The organism is Nocardia jiangsuensis, from assembly GCF_042650385.1.
Lineage (GTDB): Bacteria > Actinomycetota > Actinomycetes > Mycobacteriales > Mycobacteriaceae > Nocardia > Nocardia jiangsuensis.
In genome coordinates, this window is sequence record NZ_JBHSAX010000003.1 from 321,649 (window position 1) to 335,706 (window position 14,058).

The window sequence follows — 14,058 nt, forward strand, 5'->3', positions numbered from 1 at the left end:
CGAGCATGACGGATACCGCGGAGACCGATCCCCGCAGGCTGCGGTCCCGGGCCCGGTTGCTGGACGCGGCTACGGCGCTGCTGCGCAGCGGCGGGCTGGACGCGGTGACCGTCGATGCGGTGACGAAGGTCTCGAAGGTCGCGCGCACCACCCTCTACCGGCACTTCTCCAGCGCCGCCCAGCTGCGCGCGGCCACCCTGGAGCGGCTGCTGCCGCCGCCGGTGCACGCCCCGGCCGACGGCACGCTGCGCGATCGGCTGGTCGAGCTGCTCACCCGGCAGGCGACAGTGATCGAGGAGGCGCCGCTGCACCTCGCCACCGTGGCCTGGCTCGCCACCGACCCGGGGGACGGGCCGGCGACGAGCGCGCTGCGCGCCCGGCTCATCGAGCAGTACCGGGTGCCCTTCGACGAGCTGCTCGACGGGCCGGAGGCGCGCGCGGTGCTCGGTGAGCACGACCGGGTTCAGGTGCTGATCCAGCTGGTCGGGCCGCTGGTCTTCACCCGGCTGGTCGGGCTCGGCGACGCCTCGCCCGCTGCCTGCGCGCGCCTCGTCGACGACTTCCTCGCCGCCCGCGCGGCATTGAACAGGACGCGAGCGAAATAGATCAGGCTGCGCCGAAGCCTTCGAACTATCCCCCCGGCGCTCCTAGCGTTGGGCGGAGACGACGCGGAGGGTGGAGGCGACGGTGACGGACAACAGCGCGGCCGCGGTGTTGCAGGCGGTGCTGGAATTGGGTCCGGTGCCGCGCGGCGTGGTCGCGCGGCACGTCGGCGTCTCCCCGGCCACGGTGACCTGGCAGTCGCGGTCGCTGCTGGCGGCCGGGCTGCTGATCGAGCTGCCGGAGGCGGTGAGCCTCTCCGGGATCGGGCGGCCGTACTCGCCGCTGGCGCTGAACAGCGCGGGCAATGTGGTGATCGCGGTGCACATCGCGGCCGCGCAGACCACCGTCGCGGTGGTCGACATCGCCGGGAAGGTGCTCCGCGGCAGCCAGATCCCGCACCGCTCCTTCGACCCGGACGACATCCTCACCGGCGCGGGCGCGGCGATCACCCGCGTCCGCGACGCCGGGGACGGTCACCGCGTCCTCGCCGTCGGGGTCGCCATCGGCGGACGGGTCGACCGGTGGGCGGGCATCGTGCTCGAGCACTCCTTCCTGCGCTGGCACGACGTTCCGGTGCGGGCCAGGCTGGAGGCGGCCACCGGGCTCCCGGTCGAGCTGGACAGCCATGCCCGCGCGCTCATGCACGCCGAGCAGCTCTTCGGCAGGCTGCGCGGTACCAGCAGCGCGGTGATGCTCTTCGTCGGCAACGTGATCGACGCGGCCTTCGCGGTACACGGCCGGGTGCACTACGGGCCGCGGTCGTCGGCCGGCTCGATCTCCCGGCTGGCCGGCGGTACGGAGCCGCCGCGCGACGACTACTCCGACCATGCCCTGCTGCGCCGGGCCGCCGCGGCCGGCATCCCGGTGCGGACCATCCCGGAGCTGATCGCCGCCGCCGGAGCCGACCCGGCCGCGCTCGAACTCTTCGTCGAGCGGGCCGCTGTCCTCGGCCGGATCGTGGCCATGCTGGTCGACATCCTCGACCCCGAGGCGGTGGTGATCGTCGACCGCAGCCTGCCCGAGGTGCCCGCCGTCCGGGAGAGCTACGTCGAGACGGTGCGCGGGAACTCGGTGACGAGCAGCGACCCCGGCGAGCTGATCGCCGCCTCCACCTTCACCGGGCAGGTGCTGGAGGCCGCGGGCGCCGCCGTCGCGCTCGACGGCCTCTTCCGTGCCCCGCTCGACGCCATGGAGCGCTGGGCGGATTCGACTCCCGGCCCCGCCGATCCTCCCGTGGGAATGCCCGCGGTGCTGGCCTCCGGGCCGGACCGCTTCGTCGACCGGGTCGCACCGATCCCGCAGGAGCGCGGCCTCTTCCGCACCGAGTGACCACGCCGTGGATCCGCTCGCGGTCGCGCGGTGATCGCGCAGAATGGAGAAGTGGTTACCTCAGCGAACGAATCGGGCGGCGACTGGATCCGATATCTGATCCGTCGATGTCGGGCCCATCCGAGGGCCGTGTACGGCGCGGCCGCCGGTGCCGCGGGGGCCGCGCTGCTCACCGCGAGCCTCCCGCTCATCGTGCGGCATGTGGTCGACACGCTCACCAGCACCGTCGCATCGGTACTTCCCTGGGCGTTCCTGCTGCTCGGGCTCGGGCTGCTGCGCTTCGGGGCCTCCTTCGTGCGCCGGGTGACCTCCTCACAGCTCTCGCTCGGCGTGCAGCACGACCTGCGCCGCGACCTCTTCGCCGCGCTGCTGCGGCTGGACGGCCGCGCGCAGGGGGAGTTGCGCACCGGCCAGGTGGTGAGCCGGGCGATCACCGACGTCACCCTGATCCAGATGTTGCTGCAGCTCATCCCGATCGTCACCGGCAATGTGCTGCTGCTGATCGCGGCGCTGGTGCTGATGACGGTCATGTCGCCGACGCTCACCCTGATCGCGGTGCCGATGATCCCGGCGCTGTGGATCCTGACCAGACGCAGCCAGCGCGAGCTCTTCCCGGCGAACTGGGACGCCCAGGCCGAGGCCGCCGAGGTCGCCATCCGGGTGGAGGCGGCGGTCGCGGGCGTCCGGGTGGTGAAGGGGTTCGGGCAGGAGCGGCGCGAGCTGGACGAGCTGGCCGGGACCGCCCGCGACCTCTACCGCTCCCGCCTCCGGGTCAACCGGATCACCAGCCGGTTCACCCCGGCGGTGCAGTCGGTTCCCGCCATCGGCCAGGCGCTGATCCTGGTCCTCGGCGGGGTGCTGGCGCTGAACGCCTCGGTGAGCCTCGGCACCTTCCTCGCCTTCATGACCTACCTCGGCTCGTTCGTCGCGCCGATCCGGCAGTTCGCCATGCTGCTCACCGTGAGCCAGCAGGGCAGGGCCGCGCTGGACCGGGTGCGCGAGGTGATCGAGACCGAGCCGTCGGCCACCGCGTCGGCCGCGCCCGCCGTCGGCGCCGCGGCCGAACCGCACGCTGCGACCGAGCCGCCCGGGCTCGGGTTCCACGGCGTCACCGTGACTTTCGGCTCGACCACCGTGCTGAACGGGCTCGACCTCACCGTCGAGCCGGGGGAGACGGTGGCGATCGCGGGCGGCGCGGGCAGCGGCAAATCCACCCTCGCGCTGCTGATCCCGCGCCTCCTCGACCCCGACGCGGGCGGCATCACCCTCGGCGGCACCGACATCCGCGAGCTGCCGGGCGTGCGCGGCGAGGTCGCGGTGGTCTTCGAGGACACCCACCTGGTGGCGGGCACCGTGCGCGCCAATGTCGCCTACGGCATCCCGGACGCCACCGACGACGCCATCCGGCACGCGCTGTACCTGGCCGCCGCCGACGAGTTCGTCGCCGCACTGCCCCTCGGCCTCGACACCAGGATCGGCGAGCGCGGGCAGCGGCTCTCCGGCGGGCAGCGGCAGCGGATCGCGCTGGCCCGGGCCCTGCTCACCGACGCCCCGGTGCTGGTTCTCGACGACGCCACCTCGGCCATCGACGCCAGGGTGGAGGAGCGGATCTTCCAGCGCATCGCCGCCGAGGTGCGCGGCCGCACCACGCTGGTCGTCGCACACCGGATCTCGACGCTGGCCCTCGCCGACCGGGTCGCCGTGCTGGACGGCGGCCGGGTGGCCGAGCTCGGCACGCTCGAGCAGCTGCGCGCCTCCGGCGAGCTCTTCCGCGCGCTCTTCACCCCGCCGGACCTCGGCGAGATCGAGGCCGAATCACCCGCGGGCGCGGCTCGATCGGCCACCGCGCCACTCTGGATCGGACCGCCGGGAAGCACCGACGACGACCGCATGCTGGAGCAGGCCGCCGCCGCCTTCTCCCAGCGCGCGGCCGGCTCGCCCGGCGGCATCGGCCGCGGCGGCGCGGGCGGCGGCATGATGACCGCCGCGCCACCGAGCGGCGACGTCAGGGCACAGATCGACGCGCTGCCGCCGGTCACCGGCGAACCCGAGGTCGCCGACTCCTTCGCCCGCACCCCCGACCCCGACTTCGGCACCGCCCGGCTGCTCCGCCCCTTCGCGGCGCCGCTGCTGGCCGGGCTCGGGCTGGTGGCGCTCGACGCACTGGCCCAGATCCTGATCCCGGTGCTGGTCCGCTACGGCATCGACCACGGCGTGCTGGCGGGCGCCCGCGACGTGGTGCTGCTCGCGGCCGCCGGTGCGCTGGTCGTCTGCCTGGTGGACTGGGTGATCGGCGTCGGGCAGCTGCGGGTGATGGGCCGGGCGGGGGAGCGGCTGCTCTACGGCCTGCGCGTGAAGACCTTCGCGCACCTGCAGCGGCTCGGGCTGCAGTACTACGAGCGCGAGCTCGGCGGCCGGATCATGACCAGGATGACCACCGACGTGGACGGCCTCTCCGCCTTCCTGCAGACCGGGCTGGCCACCGCGCTCACCAGCACGGTCACCGTCGGCGGCGTGGTGATCGCCATGCTGCTGATCGAGCCCCGCCTGGCGCTGGTGGTGCTGGCGCTGCTGCCGATCCTGGTGCTCTCCACCGCGGCCTTCCGCAGGCTCTCGGTGCCCGCCTACGTGCTGGCCAGGGAGCGGGTGTCGGCGGTGAACGCCTACCTGCAGGAGAACGTCGACACCATCGCGGTGACCCAGGCCTACCGCAGGGAGCCGTTCAACCGCACCGAGTTCGAGCGCCGATCCTGGTCGTACCGGAACGCGCGGCTGCGCAGCCAGCTGCTGATGGCGGTGTTCTTCCCGTTCATCGAACTGATGTCGGTGATCGCCACCGCGGCGGTGCTCGCGGTCGGCGTGCGCGACGTGCGCGACGGGGTGCTCACCGCGGGCACCCTGATCGCCTTCCTGCTCTACATCGACCTGCTCTTCGCCCCGATCCAGCAGCTGTCCCAGGTCTTCGACAGCTACCAGCAGGCCGTCGTCGGCGTCGACCGGCTCGGCGAGCTGCTGCGCACCCCGGTGGCCACCCCGGAGGCCGAGGACGCCGTGCCGGTCGAGCGGCTGCGGGGGCGGATCGAGCTGCGCGACGTCGCCTTCGCCTACCACCCCGATACCCCCGAGGTGCTCACCGGCGTCGGGCTGAGCATCGCCGCCGGGCAGAAGGTCGCGCTGGTCGGCGAGACCGGCGCGGGCAAGTCCACGCTGGTCAAGCTGCTAGCCCGGTTCTACGACCCGACCGCGGGCACGGTGCTGATCGACGGTGTCGACCTGCGCCGCTACCGGCTCGCCGACTTCAGGGCCAGGCTCGGCATCGTCCCGCAGGAGCCGTTCCTCTTCGGCGGCACCGTGCGCGATGCCATCGCCTACGGCCGCCCCGGCGCCGCACCCGCCGAGATCGAGTGGGCCGCCCGCGCGGTCGGCGCGCACGAGATGATCGCCGGACTCGAGCACGGCTACCACCACCCGATCGGCCCCAACGGCCGCGCGCTCTCCGCCGGGCAGCGCCAGCTGCTCGCGCTGGCGCGGGCGCAGCTCGTCGAGCCGGACATCCTCATCCTGGACGAGGCCACCGCCTCGCTCGACCTCGCCACCGAGGCGAGGGTGCGCGCCGCCGTCGACGTGCTCACCGCGGGACGTACCACCCTCGTCGTCGCGCACCGGCTGGCCACCGCCGCCGACGCCGACCTCATCGTGGTGGTGCGCGGCGGGCGGATCGAGCAGACCGGGACGCACGCCGAGCTGCTCGCCGTCGAGGGCACCTACCGGGAGCTGTGGGCGGCCTACGTCGGCGACGGCGCCGCGGTGCTTCCCATCGGCGACGGCACCGCGGTGCTTCCCGTCGGCGACGGCGCCGCGGTGCCGAACCCGTGAGCCTCAGAAGGGCGGCTCGTCGGCGGCCTGCGCGGCGGCGTCGAGCAGGGCCAGCACCTCGGCCGAGCGCGGCGCGGCGCCTGCGGCCAGGTTCGCCGGCTCGGCCTCGACCCGGCGGATGATCCCGGCGTAGATGGCGGCGATCTTCCAGATGCCCAGTACGTACCAGAAGCGCAGGGCGGTGCGGTCGCGGCCGGTGGCGTCGAGGTAGAGCTGGGCGAGGCCGGCGCGGTCCGGCATGCCGGGCAGCGCGGGCAGGCCGAGGCCGAAGGTGGGCAGCTGCGGGTCGGGCCAGAAGGCGAGGGCGTAGCCGATGTCGGCGAGCGGGTCGCCGAGCGTGGAGAGCTCCCAGTCCAGCGCGGCGGCCACGGTGCCGTCGTCCGGTGCGGTGATCACGTTGCGCAGGTGGAAATCGCCGTGCACCAGCCGCAGTTCCCGCTGCTCCGGGATGCTCGCGGCCAGCCGCTCGGTGATCGCGTCGAAGGGCGCGCTGTCGCCGGTCCAGCTCTCCCGCCACTGCCTGGTCCAGCGTTTCAGCTGGCGCTGGGCGTAGGGGCCGTGCCCGGCGAGGCCGGTGAGCCCGGTCTCGTCCAGGTCGACGGCGTGCACCCGGGCGAGCACCGCCATCATGGAGCCGCGAGGGCGCGTCTGCGCTCCGGGCCCATCGCCTCGAGCACGGCGGGTTCGTCGATCACCACGCCGGGCACGAACTCCATGAGCACCGCGGTGCTGTCGGTGACCGCGCCGGGGTCGGCGACGCCGAGAACGCGCGGCACCGGCACGTCGGTGGGCTCGAGTGCGCGCAGGATGCCCGCCTCCCGCCCGACGTCGTGCGCCGACTGCAGCAGCGTGCCGAGCGGCGGCCTGCGCAGGATCCAGCGCCGCTCCGCCTCGTCCCGGACCAGGAAGGTCAGGTTGGACTGCCCGAACCCGATGCGCTGCAGCGTGATCGCGCCGGAGCGCGCGATGCCGAGCCGATCCAGCCAGGCGGTGACGGCGGCGAGGTCGATGGCGGAACTGTGCAACGGCCGATCCTCCGTGCTCGGGGCGAAGGGCAAGCGTACGACAGCGGCTAATGGTTGTTAGCCTGATCGGGACCGATTCACGAATTGCCAGGAGGTCGGAGTGGCCGGCGTACTCGATTTGTTCAGCCTGCGCGGCAAGGTGGCCGTGGTGACCGGCGCCTCGTCCGGGCTCGGCGTCGCCTTCGCGCGCGCGCTCGCCGAGGCGGGCGCCGACGTGGTGCTCGCCGCCCGCCGGGTGGACCGGCTGAAGGAGACCGCGCTGCTGGTCGAGCAGGCCGGGCAGCGCGCGCTCCCGGTGCGGCTCGACGTGGCGAACCCGGCCGAGGCCGAGGCGGTCGTCGAGGCCGCGGTGCGCGAGTTCGGCCGGGTCGACATCCTGGTCAACAACGCGGGCATCGGCACCGCGGTCCCCGCGCTGCGCGAGACCCCCGAGCAGTTCACCCAGGTGATCGACGTGAACCTGAACGGCTGCTACTGGATGGCCCAGGCCTGCGCCGCGGTGATGGAGCCGGGCAGCAGCATCGTCAACATCTCCAGCGTGCTCGGCATCACCACGGCCGGGCTGCCGCAGGCCGCCTACGCCGCCAGCAAGGCCGGGCTGATCGGGCTCACCCGCGACCTGGCCCAGCAGTGGAGCGGGCGCCGCGGCATCCGGGTGAACGCCATCGCCCCCGGCTTCTTCACCTCGGAGATGACCGATCAGTACAGCGACGGCTACCTGGAGAGCCAGATCGGGCGGGTGCTGGTGAACCGGCTCGGCGACCCGGCCGAGCTCGCCGCGGCCGTGGTCTTCCTTGCCGGGGCCGCGGGCGGCTACGTCACCGGGCAGACGCTGGCCGTCGACGGCGGCTTCACCGTCACCTGATCACTCGGCGCCGACCAGCCGCAGCGCGAAGTCGGCGTACTGCCAGACGATCTCGTTCTCGCTGAACTCGCCGTCGTCCCGGAACCAGGTGGCGACGCCCATGCCGAGATCGAGCACCGCGTAGGAGGCGACGCGGGTGGAGGTCACCCGGAACACCCCGGCGGCCACCCCGTCCGCGATCAGCGCGCGGAACCGCTGCTCGTACTCCGCGCGCCGGGCCAGCACCGCCGAGCGATGCGGCTCGGTGAGGCTGCGGATCTCCCGGTTCCCGACGAACGCCTCCGCGCGGTGCCTGGCGTGGTAGCGCACGTGCGCCTCCACCGCCCGGCGTAACCGCTCGGTCGGGTCGGCGGTTCCGGAGACCGCGCGCTGGTGGGCGTCCTGCAGGGCGTCCATGATGCCGTCCATGATCTCGGCCAGCAGCTCCTGCTTGGAGGCCACGTGCTTGTACAGGCTCGGCCCGCGGATACCGACCAGCGCGCCGATCTCGCTCATGGTGGTGGCCGGGTACCCCTGGCGCATGAACAACTCCAGCGCGGCCCGGCGGATGGCGGCCGGGCGCGCCGACGCGGTGCTCGTCATCCCGGCTCCCTCGTTCGCGGCTAATTCATCGTAGCCAGCGGGTGCCGGAGGTCAGCGGGCGAGCAGGGCCCAGAGGTGCGCGAGGTGCTCGGCCATGTCGACCTCGGGGTCGTACAGCCACTGCACCTGCAGCCCGTCCAGCAGCGCCACGGCAAGCACGGCGAAGCGCTCGGGGTCGATATCGGCGCGGAGCTGCCCCGCGCGCTGCAGCTCGCCGACGGTTTCGGCGATCAGCTGGCGGATCTCGCGGTAGCGGTCGCGGAAGTGCGGGTGCGCGGGGTGCTCCGGGCGGACCGCCTCGGCGGAGAAGCGGGTGTACAGCTCGACCAGGCCGGGTACCTCGGCGTTGTGCCGGATCAGGCGGACCAGCCCCTCGGGCAGCTCGGGCGGGGTGTCCGGGGCGAGGAAGGCTGCGCGGTCGTCCGCGTCCCGCCGGGCCAGGATCGCGGTGAACAGCTCCTCTTTGCTGCCGAAGTAGTGCAGCAGCCCGGTCTGGCTCAGGCCGACCGCATCGGCGAGCTCCTTGACCGTCGTCCGGCCGTAGCCGACCCGGGCGACCAGCTCGAGCGCGGTCTCCAGGATCTCCTCGCGCTTGGCGATTCCCTTCGAATACGAGCCGCGCCGAGTCACGCCGTGACTGTACTAGGAGCACCTTGCCCACAAAAACCGAATGACATACTGTTTTCAGTACCCCACCCCTGAGGAGTCTCGATGGCGAGCGATATCAGCGATCTGTCCCTGGCCGAACGCGCGGCGCTCGGCAGCGGCGCGGACTTCTGGAGTACGAAGGCGATCGGGCCGGTCGGGTCGCTGGTGCTGACCGACGGCCCGCACGGGGTGCGCAGGCAGACCGGCGCCACCGATCACCTGGGGCTGGCGGGGAGCGAGCCCGCGACGTGCTTCCCGCCGGCGGTGGCGCTGGCGCAGAGCTGGGATCCGGCGCTGGTGCGGCGGGTCGGGGTGGCGCTGGGGCGGGAGGCGCGGGCCCTCGGGGTGGATGTGCTGCTCGGGCCGGGGGTGAACATCAAGCGGGATCCGCGCGGCGGGCGGAACTTCGAGTACTACTCGGAGGATCCCTCTTTGACCGGGCGGCTCGGAGCTGCCTGGGTCGAGGGTGTGCAGAGCGCCGGGGTGGGGGCCTCGCTCAAGCACTTCGCGGCCAACAATGCCGAGCACGATCGGATGCGGGCCAGCTCCGATATCGATCCGCGGCCGCTGCGCGAGATCTACCTGCGCGCCTTCGCGCATATCGTGCGGACCGCACGGCCGTGGACGGTCATGTGCTCGTACAACCGGATCAACGGCGTACACGCGGCGCACGATCGCTGGCTGCTCACCGACCTGCTGCGCGGGGAGTGGGGGTTCGACGGGCTCGTGGTGAGCGACTGGGGCGCGGTGTCGGACCGGGTCGCGTCGGTCGCGGCCGGGTTGGATCTGACCATGCCTGGCGGGGCCGGGGCGGGCGACGAGGCGGTGGTCGCCGCGGTCGAGAACGGGAGTTTGTCCGCGGAGGCGGTCGATGCCGCCGCCACCAATGTGGCGCGGCTGGTCGCGCGGGTCCGCGCGGCGCAGGACCGTGGCGGAGCCGGGGGAGCGGCCGCCGGTGCGGGGAACGGGGCCGCGAGTAGCGGTGCCGACGCGGGGGAGCCCGGCGGCGGCACCGCGCAGGCAGCCGGAACCGGCGACACCGGGGTCGAGCTGTTCGCCGACGAGCACCACCGCCTGGCCAGGGAGGCCGCCGCCCGGAGCATCGTCCTGCTGCAGAACGACCGCGATCTGCTTCCGCTGACCCCGGGCCGTTCGATCGCCGTGCTCGGCACCTTCGCCACCGAACCCCGCTACCAGGGTGGCGGCAGCTCGCACGTGAACCCGACCCGCCTCGACACCCCGCTCGACGAGATCCGCGCCCTGGCCGGGGAGGGCACGGTCACCCACCACGACGGCACCGATCGCGATGTTTCGACCGCTGCGGCGGCCGCGGCCGATGCGGCTGTCCTGTTCCTCGGCCTCGCCGCCGACCAGGAATCCGAGGGCTTCGACCGCGAGCACATCGAACTCCCCGCCGACCAGCTCGAGCTGCTCGCGGCCGTCGTGCGCGCGCAGCCGGACACCGTCGTGGTGCTCGCGCACGGCGGCGTGCTGCGGCTGGAACCGGTCGCCTGCCTGGCGCCCGCGGTGCTGGACGGCGGGCTGCTCGGCCAGGCGGGCGGTGGCGGCATCGCCGACGTGCTGTTCGGCGTGGTGAACCCCTCCGGGCGGCTCGCCGAGACCGTGCCGGTCCGCCTGCGGGACACCCCCGCCTACCTGAACTTCCCCGGCGAGAACTCGCACGTCCGCTACGGCGAGGGGCTCTTCGTCGGCTACCGCTGGTACGACGCCCGCGACATGGACGTCTGCTACCCCTTCGGCCACGGCCTCTCCTACACCACCTTCGACCACACCGACCTCACCGCCGAAACCGCGGGCGACGGCCTCACCGTGCGGCTGACCGTCACCAACACCGGCACCCGGACGGGCCGCGAGGTCGTCCAGCTCTACGCCGGGGTCCCGGAATCGCAGGTGCAGCGCCCGGTGCGCGCCCTGATCGGCTCGGCGGTCACCAGCGAGCTGGAACCCGGTGCGAGCGAACAGGTCACGATCGACGTGGCGCGGGAGGAGCTGGCCTACTGGGAGACCCGCACCGACAGCTGGGTGGTCGAACCCGGCCGCTACCGGCTCTGGGCCGGCGCCTCCAGCCGTGACCTGCGCGCGGAGACCGCGCTCGAGCTGCCCGGCGACCAGGTGCGCATCCCGATCACCGCGGACTCGACGCTCGGCGAGGCGCTCGCCGACCCGAAGGCGGCCGCCGCGCTGGCGGAGGTGTTCGGCGGCATGACCGACTCCATGGGTGACGGCAGTGCCATGGGCATGGACATGATGCGCATGATCGCCTCCATCCCACTGAACCGCCTCGCCGGCTTCGGCATGGACCCGGACAAAATCCGCGCCGCGCTCGACAACGCCGGCGACTGACCGGGCCGTCTACTCGGGGCAACTGCGTCGACGGCGGCACGAACCAGGTCCGAGTACAGTCCGTCGCGCACCGTGAGGTTGACGTCCAGGGGACACGGTCGAGGATGTCGCGGAGGGTGATCCGGTGCCGTGCGCAGAGGTTGTCGGTAGCGGTGGGCGACGGGGTGGTGGGCGTGGCGGGACGGCGGAGGATGACGCCGACCGTGCGGTTGTCGCTGTAGCCGACGTAGATGACGCAGTCCTCGACGCCGAGCCCGGCGGGGGCGGTACCGTAGCGCTCCAGCGGAGGGGATTCACGGGTACTCCTGGTCGAATCGCGTTCAGAGGAGGCGGATATCGCCGAGGTAGATCTTTCCGGCGATCGCGACCGGGGGCTGCTCACTCTCGATGTGCCAGACCTCGCCGTCGCCGCTCCACACCTCCAGCCGGTGCCGAGGGCCGGAGCCGCTGGTCGAGCGGGTGACGGCGATGCGGGTGCCGTCGGTGCCGAGCACGGATCCCTGGCCGACGACGCCGGGGATGACGTAGTCGCCGGTGTAGGCGTCGACGACGCGGCCGTTGTCGCTGCTGGTGAGCAGCAGGGTGCCGACGCCGCGCAGCGGGACGGTGCCGGGGGAGTCGTCGACGCCGTACGAATCCTGTTTCCAGAGGACGGTTCCGGTGTCCGGGCCGATGCCGGCGTAGGTCGTCTTTCCCTTCGAGGTCCGGATGGCGGTCGGCACCGAGGTCTCGACCGGGTCGGTGCCGAGCGTGGGTCGCTCGCTGGGGCGCCAGCCGTCCGGCAGGTCGGCGGTGCGGTTGCCGTCGGTGTCGTGGATGGCGGCGGGGGATTCGCCGTCGTCGACGACGAAGCCGGCGACGAAGACGTTCCAGTCCCGGTCGGCGCGGCGTTCGGCGGTGGCGCGGCGGTAGATCTCGCGGCCGTCGCTGAGGCGGATCACCCGCAATTCCCAGGTCGACAGCGGTTGGGCGGGATCGGGGGCGGAGTTGAACACCGCGAGCCCGGCCCTGTCGAAGACGTCGAGGGTGTCGCGGTCCTGCGGGGTGCCGGATCGGCCGATCGGTGGCAGTTCGCGGCCGTCGGTGGTGAAGGAGCGCACCGTCCGCGGTTTCGGCTCGCGCGTCGGCCGGTCGAGCAGGACGAAGCGGTCGCCAGCGGCGAGCAGCCGCTCGATCCGCCCGGCGGAGGGGAGCGCGGCGGCGACCCGCCCGGTGGTGAGGTCGATGAACACCACGGTGTCGAGGGAAGACCCCGAGGCAGCGAGTTCGCAGGCCGCCGATCCAGCGGCGACGACACAGCGCAGCGGGCGCCCCTGCTCGCCGTCGAGGAGAACCGGGGCGGTGCCGGGGCGGCGCTGCCCGGTGTTCGCGTCGACGATCTCCAGCCGAGAGACGCGGGCGCCGGACTCCGGGTAGTACTCGCGGAGGAAGAGCACGACATCGGCATCGCCGCCGAGCGCCGACACCCCGGAGGGTGTGGCGCCGGGCGGAAGGTCTCCGGGCAGGGTCCATACCGGCGTGCCGGGGCGCTGGGCCAGGGACGGCAGGATCGGTGTCACGGGGACCCGCGGCAGCCGCGCGGCCTCTTCGGCGCCCGCGTCCGGCCACCAGGCGCGGAGGCCGAGCGCGCCGAGGGCGAGCAGCGCCACCACCGCGAGGACGAGCCAGGCCGCCCGGGGGAAGGAGCGGTTTCCGGTCGTGCCCGGGTTGACGGTGGTGGCGGCGAGACGGCCGGGCTGCGCCGGATTCAGCGCGGTCGGGGCGAGGCGGGGAGCCGACTCGCGCAGCGCGGCGGTGAGCGCCGCCGCGAAGTCCCTGCTGGTGGGGAAGCGGTGCTCGGGACTCTTCGCCATCGCCCTGGCGAGGACGGCGTCGACGGCGGGCGGCAGATCGGGTCTGCGGGGGCGCACGCTCGGCACCGGCTGCTGCGCGTGCGCCATGATCACCGCGACCGGGTTCGTGCCGGTGAACGGCTGCGCGCCGGTGAGCAGGTGATACGCGGTGACGCCGAACGAGTACTGGTCGGCGCGGGGGTCGACGGGCAGGCCGCGCAGCTGCTCCGGCGCGGCGTAGGCGATGGTGCCGAGGGTCATTCCGGTGCCGGTGAGGTCGGAGTTCTCCGGTCCCATGCGGGCGATGCCGAAATCGGTGAGCAGATAGTGGCCGGTGCGGGCGAGCAGGATGTTGGCCGGCTTCACGTCGCGGTGGATCAGGCCGCGGGCGCCCGCGTAGTCCAGAGCGTCGGCGACTTCGGTGACCGCCCGCGCCACCTCGCCCGCGGCGAATCCGCCCGGTGCTGCCCGCAGCGCTGCGGACAGGTCGGTGCCGTCGATCAGCGCCAGCGCGATCCAGAGGCGGCCCTCGGTCGCCCCGCGATCGTGCACCGCGACGATGCCCGGATGCGACAGCGACGCCGCCAGGTCCGCCTCCCGTTCGAACCGGCGCCGGTAGTTGTCGTCCGCGCCGAACTGCGCGGCCAGAACCTTCAGCGCGTCCGAGCGGGGCAGCCGCGGGTGCCGCGCGACGTACACCTCGCCCATTCCGCCCGCGCCGAGCAGCCGTTCGATGGTGTAGCCGGCGAAGACCGCCCCCGGCGTCAATGCGGGCACCGTCCGCTCCCTCCCCGATCCGTACCGAACCACACCCACCGTATCGGCGTCGGCGGGCGGCGGCTCGCGCACCCCGAGCCGCGCTCGGGGCTCCCGGATCGGCACGACCGTACCGATATGCTCGGTGCGCCCCACTTCCGGCCCCGAGGATGTTTCC

Annotated in this window: 8 protein-coding genes and 1 pseudogene; 5 read left to right on the forward strand and 4 right to left on the reverse strand. The window is 73.3% G+C overall.

Features of this window, described 5'->3' with window-relative positions; translation table 11 throughout:
* Window positions 1-5 precede the first annotated feature (5 nt).
* From ACFO0B_RS03425 to ACFO0B_RS03435, 3 genes are all read left to right on the forward strand, one after another.
* Window positions 6-605: a TetR/AcrR family transcriptional regulator gene (locus ACFO0B_RS03425; RefSeq protein ID WP_378610795.1), complete on the forward strand. Its 600-nt coding sequence runs from the start codon at window positions 6-8 to the stop codon at window positions 603-605.
* 82 nt (window positions 606-687) lie between these two features.
* Window positions 688-1,932 carry an ROK family transcriptional regulator gene (locus ACFO0B_RS03430; protein WP_378610796.1) on the forward strand — a complete coding sequence of 415 codons (1,245 nt, stop codon included), beginning with the start codon at window positions 688-690 and terminating at the stop codon, window positions 1,930-1,932.
* Window positions 1,933-1,983: 51 nt separating this feature from the next.
* The gene (locus ACFO0B_RS03435; protein WP_449289783.1) at window positions 1,984-5,808 is read left to right on the forward strand and encodes an ABC transporter ATP-binding protein; all 3,825 of its coding nucleotides are present in this window, start codon (window positions 1,984-1,986) and stop codon (window positions 5,806-5,808) included.
* 3 nt (window positions 5,809-5,811) lie between these two features.
* On the opposite strand, the pseudogene ACFO0B_RS03440 reads toward ACFO0B_RS03435, so the two are convergent.
* A pseudogene (locus tag ACFO0B_RS03440) lies at window positions 5,812-6,833 on the reverse strand (phosphotransferase family protein).
* Between the two features lie 100 nt (window positions 6,834-6,933).
* On the opposite strand from ACFO0B_RS03440, the gene ACFO0B_RS03445 reads away from it, so the two are divergent.
* On the forward strand, window positions 6,934-7,698 hold the full coding sequence (locus tag ACFO0B_RS03445; RefSeq protein ID WP_378610798.1) for an SDR family NAD(P)-dependent oxidoreductase: 765 nt from the start codon (window positions 6,934-6,936) through the stop codon (window positions 7,696-7,698).
* Here ACFO0B_RS03445 and ACFO0B_RS03450 read toward each other — a convergent pair whose 3' ends face one another.
* Window positions 7,699-8,280, reverse strand: a complete 582-nt coding sequence (locus tag ACFO0B_RS03450; protein WP_378610799.1) for a TetR/AcrR family transcriptional regulator — start codon at window positions 8,278-8,280, stop codon at window positions 7,699-7,701.
* A gap of 51 nt (window positions 8,281-8,331) precedes the next feature.
* On the reverse strand, window positions 8,332-8,910 hold the full coding sequence (locus tag ACFO0B_RS03455; RefSeq protein ID WP_378610800.1) for a TetR/AcrR family transcriptional regulator: 579 nt from the start codon (window positions 8,908-8,910) through the stop codon (window positions 8,332-8,334).
* 81 nt (window positions 8,911-8,991) lie between these two features.
* Here ACFO0B_RS03455 and ACFO0B_RS03460 point away from each other — a divergent pair, with 81 nt between their 5' ends.
* A complete protein-coding gene (locus ACFO0B_RS03460) occupies window positions 8,992-11,292 on the forward strand; it encodes a glycoside hydrolase family 3 C-terminal domain-containing protein (protein WP_378610801.1) in 2,301 nt (766 codons plus the stop codon).
* Between the two features lie 320 nt (window positions 11,293-11,612).
* Here ACFO0B_RS03460 and ACFO0B_RS03465 read toward each other — a convergent pair whose 3' ends face one another.
* Window positions 11,613-13,901, reverse strand: coding sequence for a serine/threonine-protein kinase (locus tag ACFO0B_RS03465; RefSeq protein ID WP_378610802.1), 2,289 nt, complete (start codon window positions 13,899-13,901; stop codon window positions 11,613-11,615).
* Window positions 13,902-14,058 lie beyond the last annotated feature (157 nt).